The following is a 23,915-nucleotide window of genomic DNA, read 5'->3' as shown; positions in this document are numbered from 1 at the left end:
AGAAGCGAGTCGTCAGGCAGCTGTGTCGAGTTCGTATGTTGGTTCACGACGCTTGATGTAGGCAATAACCGGATACGTGACTGGCAGCAGCACAACTTCGAGCAGAGTTTTGTAGAAGTAACCGACAATCACATAGTTCGCAAACTCGGCCCCGGTGATGATTCCGTAGAAAGCAATAGTGCAGAACACCACGGTGTCAGCGAACTCTCCAACAATGGTTGACCCGATAAGGCGGGCCCACAGGTGCTTTTCTTTTGTGCGTTCTTTGATCTTGACCAGTACATAGGAGTTGAGTAATTGGCCGATGAGATAGCCACAGACTGAAGCCAGCACGATGCGTGGAACAAATCCGAGTACGGCTTCGAACGCAGCCTGGTACTCGTACCCATCTGCGATGGGAGAAATTTGAACGACCCAAAAGGTGATGGCCGCCAAAATTGCCATAGCGAAGCCCAGAACGATTGCGCGCCGAGCGGCCTTCCAGCCGTACACCTCGCTGAGAACATCTCCGATGATGTAGGCCAGTGGAAAAAGAAATGCGCCACCATCAACGATTACCGGGCCAAAAGAGATGAGTTTTGTGGCCGCAATATTGGAAATGATGAGGATACTGACAAAAACCCCGACGATGAGCGGGTAGTAACTCTGTGTGACTGAAGCGAAATGCACACGATTTGGCGTGGTCACCGTCATCTCGCTCTTCCTTTCTTCTGACGTACGTGGTGCCCCCGGCAGGATTCGAACCTGCGACCTTCGGTACCGGAAACCGGCGCTCTATCCCCTGAGCTACGGAGGCAAACGAGTGTCAGGCTAGCAGCGGAGCATGATGCTGAGACCATAGGCAGGTGAGCCTGAAAATTTCGGCAGTGATGAAGCCAGCCAAAGCCATTTTTGGAGATTATGGAACCCATCAAGGTTCCCTGGCATCCGGTGGAATGGCCTACTTCGTATTGTTAGCTATCGCTCCGGCTGCCGTGGTAATCGGTTCAGTCACCGGCGCAGTTATTGGACCCGAACGCACTAAAGCCGCGATCGAAGCCATCGTCGAGAAAATTCCAAGCAATGGAAGTGATTTCCATACCTCCGTTGAATCGATTCTCAATGTTATGACTGGAGCGTCAGTAGGCGCGTTGACCATCACGTCTATCGCAAGTTTCTTCGTCGCAATTTACGCGTCATCCAAGGCCATCATGGCATTGCGAATGGCGCTTGATCGCTCATTTGGATTCACCAGTGAGCGTCATGGTTTGTTTGGGCGGGTACGCGACGCTGTGATCACTTTGATTGGTCTCTTGCTGATCGTTGCCATCTTGGTAGTGCTCACGTTATTGCCGCGAGTCTTGAGTGCCTTTGGAATCGATGGATTCCAGTTCTCAACCGGAATCGCCATAATTGATTGGCTGATTTATCTAGCGATCGTCTGGTGTGCGGTGATCGGACTCTATAAGTGGGCGCCTAGTAAAAAAGGCCTCGTGAATTGGCGTTCGCCGATCGCGATTCTGGTAGCCGTCTGGCTGTTAGGTGCCAGCATCGGAGTAGGAATCTATGTCGGGTTTTCATCAACCATTGGTGTAACGATCGCAGCATTCGGTGCACCTATGGTTATTTTGCTGTGGTTGTACTTCTCGTTCATCGGTGTGTTGCTCGGTGCTGAAGCTCAGATGTATCTCAATAAGCAGGGGGAACGCGTCCATGTCTGATGTGACAAAGAAGCAAGAGCTCCTCACGAGGCAGCGTTGGCATCGCATCGTTGAGAGTTTCTTGGTGAAACCTGGCGAGAAAGTTGATCTCGATAAGGATTTTGATCCGGCGGTAACGCCAAAGGATTTCAACAAAGAAACAAGCGTTGACGCTCTTCAACAGGTCATTGATGAAATGACTGTGCTGCAGGATCGTTTCTATGCAGAGAGTTCGCGCTCTTTGCTCGTGGTGTTCCAAGCAACCGATGCTGCCGGCAAAGACGGAACGATTAAGCATGTGATGAGTGGCTTGAATCCCGAGGGTGTGGATGTCCATTCATTTAAAGCACCGTCGCATTTGGAAATGGCCCACGATTTCCTTTGGCGCCATCAGGTTGCATTGCCACCTCTTGGCAAGATCGCGATCTTTAATAGGTCGCATTACGAAAACGTGCTGGTCACTAAAGTGCATCCTGATTTGATCTGGCCGGCAGCCGATCGCAGCGTTCCAAGAGAAAAACTCTGGGTGCGTCGCTATGAAGCCATCAACAATTGGGAACGACATCTCGTTGATAGCGGCACCGCAATAGTCAAAATTTTCTTGAACCTTTCCAAAGATGTGCAGCGCAAGCGCTTCTTGCAGCGCATTGATGAACCAGAAAAGAACTGGAAGTTTTCTCCCGCTGATCTACACGAACGAGAACATTGGGATGAATACCGAAGTGCTTTTTCTGACATGTTGAGTGCAACGAGCACAAAGTGGGCGCCCTGGTACGTGGTGCCCGCGGATCACAAATGGGCAACGAGATTAATTACTAGTGGCATCATTTTGCACGCGCTTGAAGATATAGATCCTCATTACCCGGATGTGGACACTGCCACGCGAGCCGAGTTGATTGCAGCTCGCGAACATCTCGTATCTGAGTAATGCCAACTAAGCCTTGTTTGGATCGCCGATCTGAGTAAAGAGATTTCCTTGGGCGGCCTCAGAGCCAGATTTTCCGCCGCCACGTCCTCGCAGTATGAATGCCGCGATGACGGCAATAAGTGCGCCGAGCAAAGGGCCCGCGAGGTAGACCCAGTAGTGCGCGTAATCGTTGGCAATGACATCTGGCGTCAGACTACGGATGGGATTCATCGAAGCTCCGGACAATGGACTGGCCCAAAGCCCGGCGAGAGCGATGTACGAACCGACACCTAGGGCTCCGATGATCCCAATATTTTGTGCGCCAGAAGCAGTACCAAGAATCACGCTCACTAAGCCAAGAGTGAGGACGGTTTCCATTAAGAATGCTGACATGTCAGATGTGTTGCTTGCTGGATACGTGCCGCCTTTCACAGCTGAAACGTTCACCACGGCTTGCAAGAACCAACAGGCAAGTAGCCCGCCGATGAACTGAGCTGCGATATAGCCCGGGACTCTGCGCCAAGGGAAATCGCCACGAACGGCAAAGGCCAGACTTACCGCAGGGTTGAAGTGGGCGCCGGAAACCTTGCCCATAAACAAGATCATGGCCGTCACCATCAACCCTGGAGCGGTGACCGCTGCTGCTCGACCCACCGCGCCGTCAAACTGAGCAGCCATCATGGCGCCGCCTGCTGCTACCAGCACGAGGAAGAACGTTCCGAAGCTTTCAGAAAAAAAGACGGCGCCACTCTTGACGAGGGTCATCGAAGTTGGTGATCGCGCGAACAACCGTAGAAGGCAGACCGTAAATGAGTGTGTGGTCGTTTTGTTCTGTAGTCGTCATCGAAGTAAGCCCTTCAGTTGTCCACACATATGGCCAATAACTCTCAGGATATCCACAGGTGGAGAAATTGAGCTTGGTCCACGTAGCGCTTTCGCGCAGGATTGCATCAGACTCGAATCGGGGGATGAGGGTCGAAAAGAAGAAGGGCTCCCACCCCACGGTGGAAGCCCTTCTTCGTGTTCAAAGCTAGATTGCGCGAACCGCATCTGCCTGAGGTCCCTTTGGTCCCTGAACCACATCGAATTCAACCAACTGGTTTTCTTCGAGGCTGCGGTAGCCATCGGACTGAATTGCTGAGAAGTGAACGAAGACGTCTGGGCCGCCTTCAGCTTGAGCAATGAAGCCGAAGCCCTTTTCAGCGTTGAACCACTTCACGGTTCCTTGAGCCATAATGCAATTTCTCCTAACGGAACAACATGATGAACACTTCGCTCATCATGGGGCGCAACCCACAACCCTTTGTTCCGTTTCCTTGCGTGTGCCAAGAAACCTGTGTGCCCATCACAGAAGTGATCGGGCACGGTCGAACGCTGGTACTTGATGCGGCCTTGCCTGAGAAAAAGCATAGTGCCCTAGGTCACATCTGCAAATGCAATCCCCCTAGGAATATCGATTACGGAGCGTGGCTTGGGCTCACATCCTGGTCACTGGGTACGCTCACGCGGTGACTCCAGACGCTCTTTCCATAGCCATTCGACAAGTGTTGGTCGAAGTAGCGGCCGATGGCATTGGGATCCAAGTGCCTGATGTGGTGCATGTTGAACGTCCTAAGAATCGCGATCACGGCGACTACGCCACGAATGTGGCTCTCACGCTTGCCAAGCCCGCCGGCATTGCGCCGCGAGTACTCGCTGAAGCGATTACAGCCAAACTCGATTCTGTGGCTGGAGTGAGTTCAACAGATATTGCTGGACCAGGGTTCATAAATATACGTCTTGATAGCGCAGCACAGGGCGAACTTGCTCGAAGCATCGTTTCGCAAGGTGCATCATTTGGTCACAACACTGCGCTTGCTGGCCATGTCATCAACGTCGAATATATTTCCGCGAATCCCACGGGGCCTTTGCATTTGGGTCACACCCGTTGGGCGGCCGTTGGCAGCGCCATCTCGAACGTCTTAGCGGCAGCGGGTGCGAAAACGTCGTCAGAGTTCTATATCAATGACCGCGGCGTGCAGATGGATAAGTTCGGTGCATCGGTCATGGCTGCAGCGCATGGGCAGCCCGTACCCGAAGACGGTTACCACGGTGCGTACATCGTGGATCTTGCTGCACAAATCAAGGCAGAAGAACCTGAGCTCTTTGACCTACCTGAAGATGAGCAACTTGCTGGCTTCCGTGAGGCGGCCTACAAGCGTCAATTGCATCAGCAGCAGCAAGTGTTGGCGCTCTTTAATACACATTTCGATGTGTGGTCTTCTGAGCGTGCACTGCACGAGTCGAACGCGGTTGAAACTGGATTTGCGAAATTACGCAAGCAGGGTCATGTGTTTGAGCATGAAGGTGCTACTTGGTTGCGCACAACAGAATTCGGTGACGACAAAGACCGCGTACTAATTAAGGCTGATGGCGAATACACGTATTTTGCTTCGGATACTGCATATTTCGTCAATAAACGTGATCGTGGTTTCGATATTTGTATTTACCTTCTCGGTGCCGACCATCACGGGTATGTGAATCGCCTGAAAGCCGTAGCGCAATGCAATGGTGACGATAAGAGTGCTGCTGAAGTCTTGATCGGTCAGCTCGTCAAAATCACTAAAGGTGGGGAAGAAGTCAAACTCTCCAAGCGTTCAGGAAATATCGTCACTCTTGAAGAGCTCGTTGAAGAAGTTGGGGTTGACGCTGCACGTTACTCACTTATTCGCTACCCAGTTGATTCACCATTGACCCTTGATCTTGAAGTCATTGCCCAACGCACGAATGACAACCCGGTCTATTACGTCCAATACGCACACGCTCGATTAGCGTCTGTGTTGCGCAATGCGGCTGATCTCAACATTGATTGGGCCGCAGCGGAATTTGATCCAGGTCTGCTTTCGCATGAGCGTGAAAACGAACTCTTGGGCGCGCTTGGTGAGTTCCCACGCATCGTGGCAAGTGCAGCAGAGTTGCGTGAACCGCACCGTGTTGCTCGGTACCTTGAGGAGTTAGGCGCCGGATATCACCGTTTCTACGATGCTTGCCGTGTGTTGCCTCGCGGCGATGAAGCAATCACGCCTGAGCACATTGCACGGCTGTGGCTATGTGCAGCTGCCCGCCAGACCTTGGCGAATGGTTTGGCACTTCTGGGTGTCAGTGCACCTGAGCGAATGTAATTTCGCTTCTTCGATGCCCTAACCTTTCAACATGTCCAATGTCTGGCCGCTATCGGCTACTCGAGACTCCGATGGTGCACTCAGCATTGGTGGAGTTGATGTTCGCGATGCCGCCACCGAATTTGGAACACCGCTTTTCCTTCTGGATGAAGCAGATATCCGCTCACGAGCTGGTGCTTATCGTGAAGCGGCCGAAAGCGTGGGAGCTCGCAAGGTTTATTACGCAGCAAAAGCTTTTCTTTCCACGGCAGTTGCGCGCTGGGTTCACGAAGAGGGCCTAGGGCTAGATGTGGCCTCGGGTGGAGAGCTCGCTGTCGCACTTCATGCAGGTGTTCCAGGAGCTGACCTGTTATTGCACGGCAATAACAAATCCATGACTGAAATTGAAATGGCAATGGCAGCGGGCGTTGCTCGGATTGTCGTCGATTCCTTTGAAGAGATTGTTCGCGTCGCCGATGCGGCGTCTCGTGCAGGCATTGTGCAGCAAGTGTTGGTTCGCCTGACTATTGGTGTTGAAGCACATACCCATGAGTTCATCGCTACTGCGCATGAAGATCAAAAATTTGGGTTCTCTGTTTCATCTGGTGCTGCCGAAGAAGCTATTCGCCGAATCGTGAAATTGCCATCATTGGAATTTCGTGGCTTGCATTCACATATTGGATCGCAGATTTTTGATACCGATGGTTTTGAAGAAGCAGCAACACGCATCGTGGCGTTTGTTGCCCGGCTTCGAGACGATCAGGTCATTGACGTTGCTGAACTCGATCTTGGTGGCGGCATGGGCATTGCCTATTTGCCTTCCGATGATCCGCTTGTAATTGGCGACTTGGCCACACATGTCGCGGGCGTAGTCACGCGTGAATGTGCACAGCACAATTTGCCCGTCCCCGCTCTTGCCTTTGAGCCAGGTCGAGCAATCGTTGGGCCCGCAGGTGTCACGGTCTATGAAGTGGGAACGGTGAAACCTGTTGTTATTGATGGCGGCGTGCGCACGTACGTGTCCGTCGACGGCGGTATGAGCGACAACATTCGTACGGCTTTATACGACGCTCAATACACCGTGGAACTTGCATCTCGAACCTCAAAAGCTGAACCAATGTTGGTTCGTGTTGTTGGTAAGCATTGTGAATCTGGAGACATTGTGATTCGCGAGGCTTACTTACCTTCAGATTTAGCTCCAGGTGATCTCTTGGCCGTAGCTGCGACAGGTGCTTACTGTCGCTCGATGGCATCGAACTACAACTATTTGCCAAAGCCTGCAGTGGTTGGTGTGATGGGTGGATCATCAACTGTGGTGCTTCGTAGAGAAACCATTGAAGACATGTTGATGCTGGATCCTGGTGCTCAATAGTTTTTTATAAAACAAAGTGGGCTGGACTTCGATGAAGTCCAGCCCACTTTGAATGTGTTGTGTTACTCGCGCTCTGAGCCAGCAACAAGTGATTCTTGCTCCGCATCGCTTGTGCGGGTGAGCTTCCATACGATCACTGCAATAACTGAACCAACGAGTGGCGCAAGGATGAATAGCCACACCTGGCTCATCGCTGTGCCGCCCTGCCACAGTGCAGGTCCAAATGAACGTGCTGGGTTTACTGAGGTGCCAGTCAATGGAATGCCAACCAAGTGCACGAGTGTCAAAGTCAAACCAATGGCGATACCCGCAAAGCCTGGCGCAGCCACGCGCTCAGTGACTAAAAGAATGACGAGCACGAATGCGGCAGTGAGGAGTGCTTCAAGAACGAAAGCACCAGTGCCGTTGATTGCGCCGTTGTCGTAGCCGTTAGTGCCCAGTGCTCCGGTGTAGTCAGTAACCCCAAAACTTGAAACGAAGAGTTTCAAGACGCCACCAGCTGCAATTGCGCCAACGAACTGTGCGATCCAGTAACCGACTGCCTCACCTGCTGGCATTCGACGTCCAAGGAGCATGCCCAAGGTGACTGCCGGGTTGACGTGAGCGCCAGATACTGGGCCGAATGCGTAGGCAATGCCAAGCAGAACCAGGCCGAAAGCCAATGCCACGCCCACGACGCCGTTACCTGGGCCATTGCCGTCGGTGCCGACTTTGGCAGCAATGCCAAAGACAGCAGCGCCCACTGCAAGGAAGACCAATAGGAAGGTGCCCACTGCTTCAGCAATGAGTTTCCTGGTGAGTTGATTCATGTCACGACTCCTAAGTAGGGGGAAGTTATGAGGCGCACGTTAGGGATTCGTGGGGGAAAGGTGTGGGATGCGCGCTCAAGGTGACTGATCTTGACCCAGACTTAGGGGACAAAATGGGAGGTCTTGGTCAGGAATCGCCCCCCACCGATGCGCGGATGAGTGGGTGGACCTGAGAGGCTATGACGTCCGACCCGCCCATATGGAGTACTCATGTCTACCGAAAGCGCCCCTCGTCCCGTCACGGTGGCAGTGTTGGGTGGAGGCACGGTTGGTACTCAGGTCGCACGCCTGCTGACCGACAGGGATACCGATCTGCACATCCGTATGGGCACTTCGTTGAAGCTCACCAAGGTCGCGGTCCGCGATCTATCAAAAGTGCGTGACATCGACCCGCAGTACTTATCTGATGACGCCATGGCAGTGGCCACGTCAGGCGCCGACATCGTGGTAGAGCTGATCGGCGGCATCGAACCAGCGAAGTCATTGATTATGGCTGCGATCAAGTCTGGATCGAGTGTGGTCACCGCGAACAAAGCCTTATTGGCTTCTGATGGCGCATCGTTGTACGCAGCTGCTGAAGCTGAAGGCGTCGATATTTTCTTCGAGGCTTCAGTTGCTGGCGCAATTCCGATTGTGCGCGTACTCCAAGAATCGCTCTCAGGTGATCACGTCACCAAAATCATGGGCATCGTGAACGGCACTACGAACTACATTTTGACCAAAATGGAAGAGGACGGCGCTTCATTTGCGGATGCACTCGCAGAGGCCCAAGGGCTTGGTTATGCAGAAGCTGACCCCACGGCCGATGTTGAAGGCCACGATGCCGCATCGAAGGCTGCGATCCTCGCCGAGCTTGCCTTCCACACGCATGTCACGCGCGAAGATGTCTTTTGCGAAGGTATTTCGAACGTGTCTATTGAAGATATCCGTGCTGCTAAAAACATGGGATGCGTGATCAAGCTCCTTGCAATTGCTGAACGCATGCCCGATGACAGCGGTGTGATTGTTCGCGTGCACCCAACAATGGTTCCCAAAGAACACCCACTTGCCAGCGTGCGCGATGCTTTCAACGCGGTGTTCGTTGAAACTGAAGCGGCTGGCGAGTTAATGTTTTATGGGCGAGGCGCAGGAGGGGCACCAACAGCATCCGCTGTTCTCGGTGACGTCGTTGTTGCAGCGCGCAATCGACTCACTGGTTCAACTGGGTGGGGCGAAAGTGCTGACGTGCAGTACCCAGTGCTTCCAATAGGCGAGGCATCAACTTGCTATTACGTCAATCTTGATGTTGTTGATCGCCCTGGTGCACTGGCAAGCATCGCACAGGCGTTTGCCGATGCAGGGGTGAGCATTCAAGTTGTTCGCCAAGACGGACACGGTGAAGGTGCCGGACTCATTGTTCGTACTCACCGAGCAAGTGATGGGGCATTGCAAGACACAGTCAATCGACTTCGCAAACTCTCAACAGTGAAGGCTGTTGTTGGTGTGATGCGAGTCGAGGGTGAGGCAGGGGCGTAATCAGTGGCACATCTTTGGCGTGGACTTATCGAGGAGTATCGGGATCGTTTGCCGGTTTCTGCGAATACTCCAGTAATCACCCTGCGTGAAGGTGGCACGCCGCTCGTTCCTGCTTGCGTGCTCAGCGAAATGACCGGTTGTGAAGTCTGGTTGAAGTACGACGGTGCCAATCCCACGGGTTCGTTCAAGGACCGCGGAATGACCATGGCAATTTCAAAGGCCGCTGAAGATGGCGCTAAAGCAGTGATCTGTGCTTCGACCGGTAACACCAGTGCTTCGGCGACTGCCTATGCCGTTAAGGCCGGAATGGTCAGCGCGGTCCTGATTCCTGAAGGCAAGATCGCCATGGGCAAATTGGCTCAAGCGATCGTGCATGGCGCAACAATTTTGCAAGTTGAAGGAAACTTCGATGACTGTTTGACGTTGGCACGAGGCTTAGCGGACGAATACCCGGTGGCACTTGTTAATAGCGTGAATCCTGCGCGAATTGAAGGCCAAAAAACAGCAGCCTTTGAAATCGTCGACATGCTTGGCAAGGCCCCAGATATTCATTGCTTGCCCGTGGGTAATGCGGGCAACATCACGGCGTATTGGAAGGGCTATAGCGAGTATGCGGCTGATGGCGTTTCACAATCGCGACCTCGCATGTGGGGTTTCCAGGCCGAAGGCTCTGCGCCACTTGTGTACGGCGCACCAGTGAATAATCCAGAAACCATTGCAACAGCGATCCGTATTGGTAATCCAGCGTCATGGGATTACGCAATTGCAGCACGCGATGATTCTGGTGGCTTGATCAACGCGGTAACTGATGAGGAAATTCTTGCTGCATATCATCTGCTTGCAAGCAAGGAAGGTTTGTTCTGTGAGCCGGCATCAGCGGCCAGTGTTGCTGGATTGTTGAAACTCCACGCGGCGGGCAAGCTAGATAAGGGTCAACTCGTGGTGTGCACGCTGACTGGCAACGGTTTGAAAGACACCCAGTGGGCAATGGAGGGAGCCAAGGCTCCTGTCGTTGTTCCCGTGGATGCGCATTCGGCAGCACAGGCACTGGGTCTGGCTTAACTCATGTCTTCTTTTCGCGCAGAACCTGTCAGCCTCAATGTGCCGGCTACCTGCGCAAACTTGGGCCCTGGCTTTGATTCCCTAGGGCTCGCGCTGAATTCCTATGACCGCCTGGCAGGTGTGGTGACACAGGATGAAGGTGTCCTTGTCGAAGTTGAAGGCGAGGGGATTCAAGAGGTCCCATGCGACGCAAGCAACCTGGTAGTTCAGGCGATGGCCTTGGGGTTTGCAGCCATGCAGGTTCGGCCAACTGGTTTCGTGTTGCGATGTACCAACGTCATTCCACATGGGCGCGGTCTTGGTTCATCTGCAGCGGCAATCATCGGTGGCTTGGCCTTAGCCCGTGCCATGGTTGTTGAAGGTGATGACCTCCTCCCAGATCCTTTGCTTTTGAACGTTGCGCTTGAACTTGAATCACACCCCGATAATTTGGCTGCTGCGTTATACGGCGGGTTTACTAATGCTTGGCTTGAAGATGATCGTGCACAAAGCGTTCGTCACAACGTTCACGCATCGATTGTGCCGATCACAGCTGTACCGGCTTTCAAGGTTCCAACTTCACATGCGAGAAGTGCTTTAGCACCAACAGTTTCTCGCGCAGACGCGTCATTCAATATCTCACGAGCTGCCTTACTCGTCCATGCGCTCACCAATGAGCCGTCGCTGTTGTTGCCAGCAACTCAAGATCATCTGCATCAAGATGCTCGCAGATCGGTTTATGCCGAATCGATGGAACTCGTTGATGTACTGCGTGCGCAAGGGCTGCCTGCGGTGATTTCAGGGGCCGGTCCAACTGTGTTGGTCTTTGGTACCGGTTTCGATAGTGCGAAGGTAGCGATTGCGGCAGGGGAGCAGTGGCAAGTGAGCCAGCGCGAAGTTTCGCGACAAGGTGTGCATATTTCCCCGGTTTCCACCCTGTAACGCACCTCCGTGATATAGTTTCCCTATCTCCAGCTCCGCGGGTACACAGCTGACGTTCTTCCTCAACCAAAGCTCCGCACATTAATTTTTGAGAATCCGGTCAAATCATTGTTCGGCTTCAATCTGGAGAATCATCCGAATCAAAGGAAATTTGTGACTGAATCAACGGCCGCCCGTAAACCACGCGGTGAAAGCCTCTCGTCAATGTTGCTGCCTGAGCTCAAGGCCATGGCCAACAAAATGGGCATCTCTGGTGCCAACGCAATGCGCAAGGGTGACCTTGTGGCGGCAATCTCTGCCAACCAAACTTCAACTCGTGCCCCACGTGCCGCGGCCGCAGAAAAAGCTGCCCCTCGTGAAGAGCGCGCTCCGCGTGAAGACCGTGCCCCTCGTGAAGAGCGCGCTCCTCGTGAAGAACGTGCCCCTCGTGAGGATCGTGAAGAGCGCGCTCCGCGTGAAGAGCGAAATCGTGATCGTCGACCATCGCAGGATCGCGCGCCTCGTGAAGATCGCGCGCCTCGTGAAGACAACAATGATCGCGGTGAGCGTGAAGCAGGTGATCGCAACGATCGAAATGACCGCAACCGCAATCGCAATGACCGCAATGATCGCGGCAATGACCGCAACCGCAATCGCAATGACCGTTTCCGTGAACGCCCTCGCGGCAACGATCGCAACCGCAACAATGGTGGTTACAGCGAAGCGGATATCGAAATCCACGAAGACGATGTTCTTGTGCCAGTAGCAGGCATTCTTGATGTGCTCGAGAACTATGCATTTGTGCGCACAAGCGGATACCTGCCTGGTCCAAACGACTTGTACGTATCGCTTTCGATGGTGCGCAAACACGGCCTTCGCAAGGGTGATGCAATTACCGGCGCAACAAAGCAGCCACGTGAAGGCGAGCGTCGCGAAAAATTCAATCCACTCGTGCGCATTGACACCGTCAATGGTGGCGAACTCGAGGCTGCACGCAATCGTCCTGAGTTCTCAAAGCTCACCCCGTTGTACCCACAAGAGCGTTTGCGCCTTGAAACCGAGTCAACAAACCTCACTGCGCGTGTGATCGACCTGGTTGCACCAATTGGTAAGGGTCAGCGCGGCTTGATTGTTTCTCCGCCAAAGGCTGGCAAAACCATGGTGTTGCAGTCGATTGCAAACTCGATCACTGAAAACAATCCAGAAGTTCACTTGATGGTTGTTCTTGTTGACGAACGCCCTGAAGAAGTTACGGACATGCAGCGGTCGATTAAGGGTGAAGTGATTGCTTCAACATTCGACCGTCCTGCCGAAGATCACACCATCATCGCTGAGTTGGCTATTGAGCGTGCAAAGCGTTTGGTGGAGCTCGGTCACGATGTGGTGGTGTTGCTCGACTCGATGACTCGTCTTGGTCGTGCGTATAACCTCTCTGCTCCAGCCTCTGGTCGCATCATGTCCGGTGGTGTGGATTCCACGGCGTTGTATCCGCCTAAGAAGTTCTTCGGTGCGGCACGCAACGTTGAAAATGGTGGCTCGCTCACGATTTTGGCAACAGCGCTCGTGGAAACCGGTTCCCGAATGGACGAAGTGATCTTCGAAGAGTTCAAGGGCACCGGCAACATGGAACTCAAGCTGGATCGTCGCCTTGCGGATAAGCGAGTCTTCCCAGCAGTTGATGTTGATGCGTCAGGCACTCGTAAGGAAGAACTCCTCATGGCTCCTGATGAGCTCAAGGTGGTCTGGAAGCTTCGTCGGGTGCTCCACGCTCTGGATCAGCAGCAGTCAATTGAACTGTTGCTCTCAAAACTTCGTGAGAACAAGACGAATTTTGAGTTCATGAGCCAGATCATGAAGACCACCCCAGGTTCTGGTGGCCTTCCTGGCGAAGAAGACTAAAAGACTTCACCCCACTGGCCCCTTGGTCCGTATTTCGCGGATTGGGGGGCCAGTGGCATAATTAACAACGATCCGGTTCACGGCCCCGCCATCGTGGGAAGCCGACCCGGGACATACCAAGGAGAAGTTCGTGAAGACTGGCATTCATCCCGAGTACATCGAAACCACCGTCACCTGCACCTGCGGTGAGACCTTCGTAACTCGTAGCACCGCGAAGAACGGTTCAATTCACGCTGACGTGTGCTCAGCCTGCCATCCGTTCTACACCGGTAAGCAAAAGATTCTTGACACTGGCGGCCGTGTGGCTCGCTTCGAAAAGCGCTTCGGCAAAAAAGAAGAAGCTAACTAGTTTTTGACCCTGGGCGCCGGCCTGGGGTCGGCCGCGTGTCTCCCCCGTCGCGCGGTCGACCCCAGACCGGCGCCCGGTTTCATGTTTGACCTGATCGGAAGGATGCGCCGTGTTTGAATCGTGTGCCGAGTTAGTCAGCGAATACGCAGACCTCGAGCAGCAGTTAGCTGATCCTGCCGTGCACAGTGATCAGACGCTGGCACGCAAACTTGGGCGTCGTTACGCCGAACTTGGCCCAGTGGTGTCTTCTTATAAGCAATGGCTGGCAGTAACTGACGATGTCGTGGCGGCTCGCGAACTTGCATCAGAAGACGAAGCCTTTGCTGCTGAACTTCCTGATCTCATTGCTGCCGAAACAGCTGCTGCCGAGCATCTGACCACCTTGCTGCTTCCGCGTGACCCAATGGACGATAAAGACGTCATCTTGGAAATCAAATCAGGTGAAGGTGGAGAGGAATCAGCTCTCTTTGCTGGAGACCTTGCTCGCATGTACCTGCGCTATGCAGAACGTCGCGGCTGGGCAACTCAGGTGATTGAGGCTGTTGAATCTGACCTTGGTGGTTATAAAGACGTTGCTATTGCTGTGAAAACGCGAGGAGTGCCAGAGCCTGGTGAGGCGCCATTTGCGCGCTTAAAATTTGAAGGTGGAGTGCACCGCGTTCAACGCGTTCCAGCAACTGAATCCCAAGGTCGAATTCACACTTCTGCAGCAGGTGTTCTTGTACTCCCAGAAGCTGAAGACGTTGAGGTTGAAATTGACCAAAATGATTTGCGTATTGACGTGTATCGCTCCTCTGGTCCTGGTGGTCAGAGTGTGAACACAACAGACAGCGCCGTGCGTATTACTCACCTTCCCACTGGTGTGGTGGTGTCATGTCAGAACGAAAAGAGTCAGTTGCAGAACAAGGAATCAGCAATGCGCATTTTGCGAGCGCGATTACTTGCAGCGGCTGAGGAAGCAGCTGCGAAAGATGCCTCAGATGCGCGTCGTTCGCAGGTTCGTACGGTGGATCGCAGTGAGCGAATTCGAACCTACAATTTTCCTGAAAATCGTTTGAATGATCACCGTGTTGGGTTCAAGTCACATAACCTTGATCAGATCCTTGACGGCGACATTGATGCGGTAATCCAAGCGTGCATTGACGCCGACAACGCAGCAAAGCTTTCCTCCGGGGGAGCAGCGTGAGCGTAGACATTGAACGCACTCAAGGTGGACGCTCCACCGTGCGAGATATGTTGTTTGACGCTGAACGTCGGTTGAATGCCGTTGGAATTCCATCACCTGCAGCTGATGCAGCTTGGATTGTTTCCCATGCGCTTGGCATTCCGCGCAATCGTTTAATTCTGCAAGACGACATCACGGATGAACAGCGAGTTCATGTTGAGCAGTTGCTCACCCAGCGCCTATCTCGCGTTCCGTTGCAGCACCTATTGGGATCCACTGGATTTCGTCGCATTGACCTTGAAGTTGGTCCGGGAGTGTTCATTCCTCGCCCGGAAACCGAACTGGTAGCAGAAGCTGCGATTCGGGAGCTTCGCGAGCAACCAGTTGGATCGCGTATTGGTGTTGATTTGTGCGCGGGTAGTGGCGCCATAGCAATTTCACTTGGGCTTGAAGTTGAGAACTCTCGAATCCATGCCGTTGAGTTTTCTGACGACGCCATCAGTTGGACCCAGCGCAATGTGAAAGCGCATGAAGACCTTTTGAGTGCTGCGGGATCTCGGGTTGAGGTCATTCATGATGACGCAGAACACGTTGCTGATGCCGGCCGTGCTCTCGCGCGTCTTGCAGGTCAGGTCGCCGTTGTGGTGAGCAATCCGCCGTATATTCCAGACGCAATGATTCCGCGCGAAGTCGAAGTGCGTGATCATGAACCAAAGATGGCCCTCTACGGTGGAGAAGACGGTCTTAATGTGGTGCGTGGAGTTCTGCGCACTGCAGCAATTCTGTTAGCGCCTGGTGGATTATTGGTTATCGAACATGCTGACGTTCAAGGAAATGATGCCGGAATGCGTGGAGTACCAGGCATTACCAAGGCTTACACCTCAGATTTTGAAATCGCATCGCTTACCAATATTTCAGCTGGAGCTCCTGTGTACAAGGATGTTTCTGATCGCATTGACCTCAATGGTTTACCAAGATTCACGATTGCCCGTCGGGTCTAACGCATGTTGACCTTGTCGTGTGATGCAGGTGCTGCGCGCGATCGCGCTATTGCTACAGCAGTCAGTGCAATTAAGCGCGGTGATTTGGTTTTCTTGCCAACTGAATCGGTATACGCGGTTGCGACAGATCCGTTCTCGCGTAGGGGAGTGGCTGCAATACGTGCAGCAAAAGGTCAAGCACCTGGTTCACCTTTGCCATTGATGGTGCCAAGTGCACAAACAGTCCAAGGTATTGCCACAGGAGTCACTGCCACCGTGCAGTCATTGATGCAAGCCTTTTGGCCCGGGCCCATGACTTTGTTGCTGCCAAGTCAGCCGTCATTAGCGTGGGATCTACCTCATGAGCTACCTGTTGCTGTTCGGATGCCGCTTCATCCATTGACCTTGGCGGTACTTGAACGCACTGGCCCCTTGATCGTTACGGCGGCCAATTCTGTCGGCGAAGCAGCGCCAAAAAGCCTGGATCACGCGGTGGCCCAGCTGGGTGAATGCGCCGTAGTCGCACTTGATGTTGGCGTATTGCCAGAGTCAGTTTTCACCAGCACTGTGATTGATGTGACAGGTGTGACTCCAAAGGTTGTGCGTGAGGGTGCGTTATCGATCACACAAGTGCGCGAATTGCTCCCAGATCTGGCCTAGCGCCTGGCATTTAGATGGGTGTGCGGGGATGTTCCTCGAAGCTCGTTGCAGTGAATCCGCGTAGACTGAGGCTTTCACCATCACAAGGAGTGTTATGAGCACCACGCCGTTCTGGGGACCAGACTTCGATGCGCTTGCGCAGGAAGATCCCGAAATCGCCAACGTATTGCTGGCAGAGCTTGAACGAGTGCGTGGTGGTCTTCAGCTCATTGCCTCGGAGAACTTCACCTCACCTGCAGTGCTCGCAGCGCTTGGCTCAATTTTGAGCAACAAATACGCAGAGGGTTATCCAGGCAAGCGTTACTACGGTGGCTGTGCTGAAGTCGACATTGCAGAAAACATCGGCATTGCTCGCGCGAAGGAGCTCTTCGGCGCTGAGCATGCCAACTTGCAGCCGCACAGTGGCGCAAGCGCAAACATCGCCGTATATGGCGCATTCACTAAGCCAGGTGACACCGTGATGGCGATGAGCCTTCCGCACGGCGGTCACCTCACCCATGGTTCGAAGGTGAACTTCTCAGGCAAGTGGTTCAACATCGTTTCGTACGGTGTTCGTCAAGACACTGAACTCATTGACTACGATGAAGTGCGTGCACTTGCGATTCAGCACAAGCCGAAGATGATTATCTGTGGCGCAACCGCGTACCCACGTTTGATTGATTTCGAAGCCTTCCGATCAATCTGTGATGAAGTCGGCGCAATCATGATGGTTGATGCGGCTCACTTCATTGGTTTGGTTGCCGGCAAGGCAATTCCTAGCCCGGTCCCGTACGCAGACGTCGTGAGTTTCACCACTCACAAGGTGATGCGCGGACCACGCGGCGGCATGATCCTTTGCAAGGCTGAGCATGCAGCGGCAATTGACAAAGCAGTGTTCCCAATGATGCAGGGCGGCCCACTCATGCATGCAGTCGCTGGTAAGGCCGTTGCACTCAAGGAAGCTGCAACTCCTGAGTATCAGGCGTATGCAAAGCAGGTTATTGCGAATGCACAAGCACTCGCAGCCGGTTTGGCTGCTGAAGGCATGCGCCCCGTCAGTGGTGGAACGGATACACACTTGGCACTCATTGATCTTCAGGGAATTGGTGTCAACGGCACTGATGCAGAAGCTCGCTGCGATGCCGCTCGAATTACGTTGAACAAAAACGCGATTCCTTATGATCCACAGCCACCTGCAGTTGCATCAGGGATTCGCGTTGGCACTCCAGCAGTGACCACACAAGGCATGGGTGTTCCAGAAATGTCAGTGATTGCTGCAGCAATTGGTGAAGCCGTGCGCGATGTTGACGGTACGAAGGCTCCAGCAATAGCAGAGCGCGTCAGCGAACTCACAAGTCGATTCCCGGCATACGCGCGCTAGAGGTCAGATGCGCGAATATCTGCTGTGTTTGCTGGCTGCTGCGGCGGTCACATACTTAACGACCCCGGTGGTCGAGCGGATTGCGCTTCGTTTCAAGGTGATGGCGGCAGTTCGCGATCGCGATGTGCATGCTGAACCCACGCCACGTCTTGGCGGTTTAGCAATGTTCTTCGGGTTGCTTACTGGCTTATTACTTGCGAGCAAGTTGCCAAAAATGGGTTCGGTGTTCGGCCAAGCTGACACACCAATGGCTTTGATTTCCGGTGCAACCGTGATCGTGCTGCTGGGCATCATCGATGACAAGTGGGGCTTAGATGCTCCCGTGAAACTTGCAGGTCAAGTCCTGGCAGCGGGTTTAATGGCAGCACAAGGCATCTCAGTAATTTGGTTGCCGTTTGGCGGCACCTTTGTTGTTGACCCTGTGACCAGCGTGCTGCTCACAGTGATCATTGTGTTGGTGTGCATCAACGCAGTGAACTTTGTTGACGGTCTTGATGGATTAGCCGCCGGCATCGTTGCGGTTGCTGCAGGTGCGTTCTTTGCGTATTCATATTTGTTGTCCGTTGAGTTAGGTATTGCTCGCGCGACATTGGCGACCCTGGTTTCAGCACTGCTCTTTGGTATGGCAGTGGGGTTCTTGCCACATAATTTTTATCGTGCCCGGATCTTTATGGGCGATACCGGTTCGATGCTCCTTGGTCTTTTGCTCGCTGCTGCAACGATTACCTTGACGGGCCAAATCGATCCAAGTGTTGTCGCTGGTCCAGCACTCTTGCCAACCTTGCTCCCGCTGATCATTCCGCTGGCTGTGATGGCGATTCCGTTGATCGATCTGGTTATGGCTGTGATTCGGCGCACCAGAGCGGGCAAGAATCCCTTTTCTCCAGATAAGCAGCATCTGCATCATCGACTCCTAGAAATGGGTCATTCCCAAGTTCGAGCAGCTTTCTTGATGTATGCCTGGACAGGTCTGATTGCTGGAACTGCTGTTGCTGTCGCTTTTATCCCGTTCGTCTATGCCGCAATTGGCTTCGTCATTGGTCTAGCCCTACTGATTTGGGCCGTTCGTCGACCCGTCGTGACTGTCCACAAGGAGCAGGCAGACGTACCTGCAATCAAAGATAGGTTTGTGCCGTGACTATTCCAAGTGCGCCTATGAACCTTGTTGGACTCCGTACGCCGATGACACGTGTGCTGAAGTGGGTTTCCACAGGAATTCTGGTGGCGCTGCCTGTGGTGTCCTTTATTGGTTTTCTCATCGATGGCGCCGCCGGTGCTTGGGGCGCAGCTCTTGGATTGGCAATCCCTGCTGTGTTTTTCACTATCACGGTGGCCGTTGCCTTAGGCACGGCACGAGCCCGCACCGAGGTCTTTGGGGCAGTGGTCTTGGGATCCTGGCTGGTAAAGATTGTGTTGCTGATCGCGGTCATGGTGGCCCTACGCGATGCTGATTTTTTCAATAAAACGATCTTCTTTGTCTGCTTTGTCATCGGAATCGTTGGGTACCTCTTCACCGAAGCAATGATCGTGATCCGCACCCGGGTTCCTTATGTTGAACCGGGAGCATGATCTATCTCATGTTTATGTGCATACCAATAGGAATTTCGCTGTGCTAACTTCTCCCATGGTGAAGGGAGACCGTGCCAGTCAGAGTGTGCCTGTAACAGGGCGAGGCGATGATTTTGTATGGTCCTTGGTTGGAACTCTCGTTGGTGGTCCTCTAACATGGGGCCTGATCGGCGTGGGGATTGATCACCTCATCGGCACCACCAGGATCTTCCTCCCTATTGGTGTCGTTCTAGGATTTGTCACTTCAGTTGTGGTGATTTATTTGAGGTTCGGGCGCGACTAAAAGGTCGTGCCTACGAATTCCGTGGGAGAGCTTTCTTGTTATCAACGGTTGTGCCATTGGCCTCCTCTGAGGGCAGCGGTTTTCACGCACCCTCAGTAGCCGAGTTTTTCCCTGGCGAACTGCTGTTTGTCGGCACCCCGTTTGCCATGACGCGCATGAATCTCATCGGCTTGTTGATGGCTGGCGTTCTTGCACTGTTCTTCGTATGGGCTTTTGCAAAGCCAAAGTTGGTTCCCCGCGGTGTGCAAAACGTGGGTGAGCTCGCCATTGACGTGGTGTACAAAAACGTCATTGATGAAGTCATGGGTGAAAAGGGTCGCAAGTACGCGCCTTACCTCATATCGATGTTTTGGTTGCTCTTTGCGTTCAACATCACCGGAATCATCCCAACGCTGCACATTGGTGTCTCCAGCGTCATCGGCATTCCACTGCTGTTTGCGCTGATTGCCTGGTTGGTCTTCAACATCCAAGGCATTCGCGCGCTCGGCTTTGGTCATTACCTCAAGGCCAACCTCTTCCCACCAGGTATCCCGTGGCCTATTTACTTCCTCGTGACCCCAATTGAGTTGGTCTCGACATTCATCCTGCGTCCATTGACGCTCACCATTCGTTTGCTCGCCAACATGATGGCTGGCCACTTGTTGCTGGTGCTCTTCTTTAGCGCCACCAGCGCCCTGCTCGTCGCTGATGGATATTTGAAGATTTTTGCGTTGCCTGCTTTTGCAATGGGCTTTGCATTCACGCTCTTTGAAATCCTCGTCGCGGTACTGCAGGCCTACATCTTCACGCTTCTGACCGCTGTCTACATTGACGGTGCGACGAGCGAGGAGCACTAAACACCCCAGACATTCAGATAACCGTCTTGAATGAAGATTGAAAGGAACAACCGTGAGTCTGCTTGCAGAAGGTATTAACGGCAACCTCAACGCCATCGGCTACGGCTTGGCTGCGATTGGCCCAGGCATCGGCATTGGTATCCTCGTGGGCAAGGCCCTCGAAGGCATGGCACGTCAGCCAGAAGCAACAAGCATCCTGCGTACCAACATGTTCTTGGGTATTGCATTCACAGAAGCACTTGCGCTTATTGGTCTGGTTGCAGGCTTCCTCTTCGTTTAATCGATACCTCTGGTTTCACCAGAGATGTCAACGTCCGATCGCTTAGGCGAACTTGATAGAAGGTCATGATTGAGATGAATGTGCTAGCTGAAGCCGCAGCGCAAGAAGGCAGTGCCATCTTGCTTCCGGCTACCTACGACCTCATCTGGGGTGGGTTGTCATTTCTCATCATCTTTGTCCTCTTCTGGAAGTTCGTTCTTCCTGCGCTGAAGAAGGTGCTCGACGAGCGCGCTGACCTCATTGAGGGTGGCATTGCTCGTGCAGAAGACATGCAGGCAGAGGCGCAAGCTTCGCTGGAATCCTATCGTGCAGCACTTGCTGAAGCCCGTGAAGAAGCAGCAGAGATCCGCACCCAAGCTCAGGCTGATCGCCGAGGCATTGTGGAAGAAGCCCGCACCGAGGCAACTGCAGCAGCTTTCGCAGTGACTCGTGCAGCTGAAGCCGCAATTGAGCGTGATCGTGCTCAGGTCATCGGTCAACTCACGACTCAGGTTGGCGAACTTGCAGTACAGATCGCTAGCCGTGTCGTCGGTGAAGCACTCAGCGATGATGCTCGTGTTCGGGCAACAGTTGAGTCCTTCATCGCTGACCTTGAGTCAATGGCTCAAAAGCAGGGCAGCAACTGATGTATGCCAGCAGTCGCCATTCCCTAGCCCAGCTCACCAGCGAGCTTGAAAGCCGCCGTTCATCGGTTGGTTTCGAACTCGTCGCTGATGAGTTGTACTCGGCGTGTGACTTGTTGGGGCGCGAAAAGTCGTTGCGTCAGGCACTCAGCGATAGTGGCCGATCAGCCCAAAACCGAGGTGAAATTGTTCAGACAATTTTCGGTTCAAAGCTGAGCGCGCCAACGGTGGAGATTCTCGCCAGCGTCGCTCGCTCCCGCTGGTCATCAACTGAAGATCTAGTTGAAGCGGTACGTACGTTGGCTAATCAGACGGCTTTCATGGTTGCGGCGAACAACGGCACCTTGGGAACCACTGAGGATGAGATTTTCCGCATTGGTCGGGCAATTTCTGGTTCTGCAGATTTGCAGTCGGTGCTGACTAACCCGGCAATTTCTGGCAACACCAAGGCCGGCATCGTGTCCGATTTGCTTGCAGGCAAGTCAACTGCAACGACCCAAACAGTGGTCGGGTTTACCCTGAGTCACCTTGACGGGCGTCGAATCGATCAAGCAATTGATGAGCTCGTGGCACTCGCTGCTGCTCAAGCCTCACGTGTGGTGGCTTCGGTTCGTGTTGCTCGTCCACTTGATGAGCAGTTGACTGATCGCATGGTTCGAGCACTGAACGACCTCACTGGTCAGCAAGTACAGCTCAATGTGGTGGTTGATCCTTCAGTTCTAGGGGGAGCGCTCGTCACTATCAACGGTGAAGTTATTGATGGCACGATTGCCTCACGCCTCGCTGAAGCTCGCCGCACTGTGGTGGGCAAGGTTTAAGTTTTACCCGCAATTTTTCTACGAATAACCACGTGCCCGTGACCCACGGGCCTGAATGAGAGAGCAGGTCACCATGACGGAGCTGACGATCCGGCCGGAAGAAATCCGGGATGCGATCGAGCGGAACGTCGCGGCGTACTCGCCCGAAACCGCCCGTGAAGAAGTTGGTCGTGTCATCGAGACTGGTGACGGCATCGCTCGAGTTGAAGGTTTGCACTCAGCAATGACCAACGAGTTGTTGGAATTCGAAGGTGGGCTTCTTGGCCTAGCTTTGAACCTGGACATCCGCGAAATCGGCGTGGTGTTGCTTGGCGATGGTTCAAAGGTCGAGGAAGGCCAGACTGTGCGCCGCACGGGCGAAGTGCTTTCCGTGCCAGTTGGCGATGCTTACCTTGGTCGCGTTGTTGATCCGCTCGGTCAGCCAATCGATGGACTTGGCGAAATCGTTGCCGAAGGCCGCCGTCCACTTGAAGTCCAGGCTCCATCAGTTGTGGAACGCCAGCCAGTGAAGGAACCACTACTCACCGGCATCAAGGCAATCGACGCAATGACCGCAATTGGGCGTGGCCAGCGCCAGCTCATCATTGGTGACCGCCAGACCGGTAAGACGGCCGTGTGCTTGGACACCATCTTGAACCAGCGCGAAAACTGGTTGACCGGTGATCCAAAGAAGCAGGTTCGTTGCATCTACGTTGCAATCGGCCAAAAGGGTTCAACCATCGCTTCGGTCAAGGGAGCGCTCGAAGAATACGGCGCATTGGAATACACCACGATCGTGGCGTCTCCAGCCTCTGACCCAGCAGGCTTCAAGTACTTGGCTCCATACACTGGCTCAGCCATTGGGCAGCACTGGATGTACCAAGGTAAGAACGTCCTTATCGTGTTTGACGATCTTTCAAAGCAAGCTGAGGCCTACCGCGCTGTTTCCTTGCTCCTTCGTCGTCCACCAGGCCGCGAGGCGTACCCAGGCGACGTCTTCTACTTACACTCACGTCTCCTTGAGCGTTGTGCCAAGCTCAGCGATGAGCTCGGTGCAGGTTCGATGACTGGACTACCAATCATCGAAACCAAGGCTAACGATGTGTCGGCATACATTCCGACCAACGTTATTTCGATCACCGACGGTCAGTGCTTCTTGGAATCTGACCTCTTCAACTCTGGCGTTCGACCAGCAATCAACGTGGGTATTTCGGTTTCCCGCGTTGGTGGCTCAGCTCAGCCAAAGGCAATGAAGAAGGTTGCTGGACGTTTGCGTCTTGACCTTGCTCAGTTCCGTGAGCTCGAAGCTTTCGCATCCTTTGGTTCAGATCTTGACGCTGCATCAAAGGCTCAACTTGCACGTGGTTCCCGCCTCGTTGAACTGTTGAAGCAGCCTCAGTACGACCCACAATCAATGGAACGCGAAGTTGTTTCTGTGTGGGCTGGTACTACTGGTCGTCTTGATGATGTCCCTGTTGAAGATATCCGTCGTTTCGATGCTGAGTTCCTTGACTATGTCGAGCGCGCAAAGCCAGCAATTTTTGACGCGATTCGCACCACCACGGATCTATCAGATGACACCGTTGCAGTTCTTGAAACTACGATTGAGGAATTCAAGAAGCAGTTCACTACCACTGCAGGGCATTTGCTCGTGAACGATGAACCAGTTGCTCCTGTCGCTGATTCAGCAATCGATCACGCACAGGTCACTCGGACTGTTAAGGGCTAAC

24 protein-coding genes and 1 tRNA gene are annotated in these 23,915 nt (G+C 53.5%); 20 read left to right on the top strand and 5 right to left on the bottom strand.

The window, feature by feature from the left end:
* Nucleotides 1-12: 12 nt before the first annotated feature.
* Nucleotides 13-693 carry a queuosine precursor transporter gene (locus PHN51_10785; GenBank protein ID MDD2819261.1) on the bottom strand — a complete coding sequence of 227 codons (681 nt, stop codon included), beginning with the start codon at nt 691-693 and terminating at the stop codon, nt 13-15.
* Between the two features lie 27 nt (nt 694-720).
* A tRNA-Arg gene (locus PHN51_10780) sits at nt 721-796 on the bottom strand.
* Nucleotides 797-845: 49 nt separating this feature from the next.
* On the opposite strand from PHN51_10780, the gene PHN51_10775 reads away from it, so the two are divergent.
* Together PHN51_10775 and PHN51_10770 are read left to right on the top strand one after the other, a co-directional pair.
* Nucleotides 846-1,700 (top strand): YihY/virulence factor BrkB family protein, encoded by an 855-nt coding sequence (locus PHN51_10775; GenBank protein MDD2819260.1) that lies wholly within the window; start codon nt 846-848, stop codon nt 1,698-1,700.
* Nucleotides 1,693-2,607 carry a polyphosphate kinase 2 family protein gene (locus PHN51_10770; GenBank protein MDD2819259.1) on the top strand — a complete coding sequence of 305 codons (915 nt, stop codon included), beginning with the start codon at nt 1,693-1,695 and terminating at the stop codon, nt 2,605-2,607. Before PHN51_10775 ends, PHN51_10770 begins: the two co-directional genes overlap by 8 nt.
* Before the next feature lie 6 nt (nt 2,608-2,613).
* Here PHN51_10770 and PHN51_10765 read toward each other — a convergent pair whose 3' ends face one another.
* Both PHN51_10765 and PHN51_10760 read right to left on the bottom strand, forming a co-directional pair.
* The gene (locus PHN51_10765) at nt 2,614-3,351 is read right to left on the bottom strand and encodes an aquaporin (protein ID MDD2819258.1); all 738 of its coding nucleotides are present in this window, start codon (nt 3,349-3,351) and stop codon (nt 2,614-2,616) included.
* A gap of 265 nt (nt 3,352-3,616) precedes the next feature.
* Nucleotides 3,617-3,820: a cold-shock protein gene (locus PHN51_10760; GenBank protein ID MDD2819257.1), complete on the bottom strand. Its 204-nt coding sequence runs from the start codon at nt 3,818-3,820 to the stop codon at nt 3,617-3,619.
* A gap of 274 nt (nt 3,821-4,094) precedes the next feature.
* Between PHN51_10760 and argS the strand changes: the two genes are divergently transcribed.
* Nucleotides 4,095-5,747 (top strand): arginine--tRNA ligase, encoded by a 1,653-nt coding sequence (argS, locus tag PHN51_10755; protein ID MDD2819256.1) that lies wholly within the window; start codon nt 4,095-4,097, stop codon nt 5,745-5,747.
* 31 nt (nt 5,748-5,778) lie between these two features.
* Nucleotides 5,779-7,098 (top strand): diaminopimelate decarboxylase, encoded by a 1,320-nt coding sequence (lysA, locus tag PHN51_10750; protein ID MDD2819255.1) that lies wholly within the window; start codon nt 5,779-5,781, stop codon nt 7,096-7,098.
* Between the two features lie 62 nt (nt 7,099-7,160).
* Here lysA and PHN51_10745 read toward each other — a convergent pair whose 3' ends face one another.
* Complete coding sequence (locus PHN51_10745) at nt 7,161-7,907, bottom strand: aquaporin (protein MDD2819254.1); 747 nt, start codon at nt 7,905-7,907, stop codon at nt 7,161-7,163.
* Between the two features lie 210 nt (nt 7,908-8,117).
* Here PHN51_10745 and PHN51_10740 point away from each other — a divergent pair, with 210 nt between their 5' ends.
* The 16 genes from PHN51_10740 (at nt 8,118) to atpA (ending at nt 23,914) form a co-directional block, all read left to right on the top strand.
* Nucleotides 8,118-9,422 carry a homoserine dehydrogenase gene (locus tag PHN51_10740; protein MDD2819253.1) on the top strand — a complete coding sequence of 435 codons (1,305 nt, stop codon included), beginning with the start codon at nt 8,118-8,120 and terminating at the stop codon, nt 9,420-9,422.
* A 3-nt stretch (nt 9,423-9,425) separates the two neighbouring features.
* Nucleotides 9,426-10,484, top strand: a complete 1,059-nt coding sequence (gene thrC, locus PHN51_10735; protein MDD2819252.1) for a threonine synthase — start codon at nt 9,426-9,428, stop codon at nt 10,482-10,484.
* A gap of 3 nt (nt 10,485-10,487) precedes the next feature.
* On the top strand, nt 10,488-11,405 hold the full coding sequence (thrB, locus tag PHN51_10730) for a homoserine kinase (protein MDD2819251.1): 918 nt from the start codon (nt 10,488-10,490) through the stop codon (nt 11,403-11,405).
* A 153-nt stretch (nt 11,406-11,558) separates the two neighbouring features.
* Nucleotides 11,559-13,283, top strand: a complete 1,725-nt coding sequence (gene rho, locus PHN51_10725; protein ID MDD2819250.1) for a transcription termination factor Rho — start codon at nt 11,559-11,561, stop codon at nt 13,281-13,283.
* Nucleotides 13,284-13,413: 130 nt separating this feature from the next.
* Nucleotides 13,414-13,632: a 50S ribosomal protein L31 gene (gene rpmE / locus PHN51_10720; protein ID MDD2819249.1), complete on the top strand. Its 219-nt coding sequence runs from the start codon at nt 13,414-13,416 to the stop codon at nt 13,630-13,632.
* Between the two features lie 109 nt (nt 13,633-13,741).
* Nucleotides 13,742-14,818: a peptide chain release factor 1 gene (gene prfA, locus PHN51_10715; protein ID MDD2819248.1), complete on the top strand. Its 1,077-nt coding sequence runs from the start codon at nt 13,742-13,744 to the stop codon at nt 14,816-14,818.
* Nucleotides 14,815-15,798 (top strand): peptide chain release factor N(5)-glutamine methyltransferase, encoded by a 984-nt coding sequence (locus PHN51_10710; protein MDD2819247.1) that lies wholly within the window; start codon nt 14,815-14,817, stop codon nt 15,796-15,798. Before prfA ends, PHN51_10710 begins: the two co-directional genes overlap by 4 nt.
* A gap of 3 nt (nt 15,799-15,801) precedes the next feature.
* A complete protein-coding gene (locus tag PHN51_10705) occupies nt 15,802-16,437 on the top strand; it encodes an L-threonylcarbamoyladenylate synthase (protein MDD2819246.1) in 636 nt (211 codons plus the stop codon).
* 94 nt (nt 16,438-16,531) lie between these two features.
* Entirely contained in the window at nt 16,532-17,797 is a 1,266-nt protein-coding gene (locus PHN51_10700; GenBank protein ID MDD2819245.1) for a serine hydroxymethyltransferase, read from the top strand.
* Between the two features lie 7 nt (nt 17,798-17,804).
* Nucleotides 17,805-18,935: an MraY family glycosyltransferase gene (locus PHN51_10695; protein ID MDD2819244.1), complete on the top strand. Its 1,131-nt coding sequence runs from the start codon at nt 17,805-17,807 to the stop codon at nt 18,933-18,935.
* On the top strand, nt 18,932-19,366 hold the full coding sequence (locus PHN51_10690) for a hypothetical protein (protein MDD2819243.1): 435 nt from the start codon (nt 18,932-18,934) through the stop codon (nt 19,364-19,366). Before PHN51_10695 ends, PHN51_10690 begins: the two co-directional genes overlap by 4 nt.
* 318 nt (nt 19,367-19,684) lie before the next feature.
* On the top strand, nt 19,685-20,485 hold the full coding sequence (gene atpB, locus PHN51_10685; protein ID MDD2819242.1) for a F0F1 ATP synthase subunit A: 801 nt from the start codon (nt 19,685-19,687) through the stop codon (nt 20,483-20,485).
* A gap of 73 nt (nt 20,486-20,558) precedes the next feature.
* Nucleotides 20,559-20,765: an ATP synthase F0 subunit C gene (locus tag PHN51_10680; GenBank protein ID MDD2819241.1), complete on the top strand. Its 207-nt coding sequence runs from the start codon at nt 20,559-20,561 to the stop codon at nt 20,763-20,765.
* Nucleotides 20,766-20,830: 65 nt separating this feature from the next.
* The gene (locus tag PHN51_10675; protein ID MDD2819240.1) at nt 20,831-21,391 is read left to right on the top strand and encodes a F0F1 ATP synthase subunit B; all 561 of its coding nucleotides are present in this window, start codon (nt 20,831-20,833) and stop codon (nt 21,389-21,391) included.
* Nucleotides 21,391-22,206, top strand: coding sequence for a F0F1 ATP synthase subunit delta (locus PHN51_10670; protein MDD2819239.1), 816 nt, complete (start codon nt 21,391-21,393; stop codon nt 22,204-22,206). The genes PHN51_10675 and PHN51_10670 overlap by 1 nt, the downstream gene beginning before the upstream one ends.
* Nucleotides 22,207-22,288: 82 nt before the next feature.
* Entirely contained in the window at nt 22,289-23,914 is a 1,626-nt protein-coding gene (atpA, locus tag PHN51_10665) for a F0F1 ATP synthase subunit alpha (GenBank protein MDD2819238.1), read from the top strand.
* Nucleotide 23,915: the final 1 nt, after the last annotated feature.

It is taken from the genome of Candidatus Nanopelagicales bacterium, from assembly GCA_028687755.1.
Taxonomy (GTDB): domain Bacteria; phylum Actinomycetota; class Actinomycetes; order S36-B12; family S36-B12; genus UBA11398.
Note: the sequence above shows the minus strand (reverse complement) of the source record. Positions and strands in the feature narration are given on the sequence as shown.

Bases quoted from the DNA above. Each gene is read 5' to 3' on its own strand.
- PHN51_10760 (MDD2819257.1), bottom strand. From the start codon at position 3,820: ATGGCTCAAGGAACCGTGAAGTGGTTCAACGCTGAAAAGGGCTTCGGC.
- lysA (MDD2819255.1), top strand. From the start codon at position 5,779: ATGTCCAATGTCTGGCCGCTATCGGCTACTCGAGACTCCGATGGTGCA.
- PHN51_10705 (MDD2819246.1), top strand. From the start codon at position 15,802: ATGTTGACCTTGTCGTGTGATGCAGGTGCTGCGCGCGATCGCGCTATT.
- PHN51_10695 (MDD2819244.1), top strand. From the start codon at position 17,805: ATGCGCGAATATCTGCTGTGTTTGCTGGCTGCTGCGGCGGTCACATAC.
- PHN51_10670 (MDD2819239.1), top strand. From the start codon at position 21,391: ATGTATGCCAGCAGTCGCCATTCCCTAGCCCAGCTCACCAGCGAGCTT.
- PHN51_10765 (MDD2819258.1), bottom strand. From the start codon at position 3,351: ATGACCCTCGTCAAGAGTGGCGCCGTCTTTTTTTCTGAAAGCTTCGGA.
- PHN51_10700 (MDD2819245.1), top strand. From the start codon at position 16,532: ATGAGCACCACGCCGTTCTGGGGACCAGACTTCGATGCGCTTGCGCAG.
- PHN51_10785 (MDD2819261.1), bottom strand. From the start codon at position 693: ATGACGGTGACCACGCCAAATCGTGTGCATTTCGCTTCAGTCACACAG.
- PHN51_10770 (MDD2819259.1), top strand. From the start codon at position 1,693: ATGTCTGATGTGACAAAGAAGCAAGAGCTCCTCACGAGGCAGCGTTGG.
- PHN51_10675 (MDD2819240.1), top strand. From the start codon at position 20,831: ATGATTGAGATGAATGTGCTAGCTGAAGCCGCAGCGCAAGAAGGCAGT.
- PHN51_10740 (MDD2819253.1), top strand. From the start codon at position 8,118: ATGTCTACCGAAAGCGCCCCTCGTCCCGTCACGGTGGCAGTGTTGGGT.
- PHN51_10745 (MDD2819254.1), bottom strand. From the start codon at position 7,907: ATGAATCAACTCACCAGGAAACTCATTGCTGAAGCAGTGGGCACCTTC.
- thrB (MDD2819251.1), top strand. From the start codon at position 10,488: ATGTCTTCTTTTCGCGCAGAACCTGTCAGCCTCAATGTGCCGGCTACC.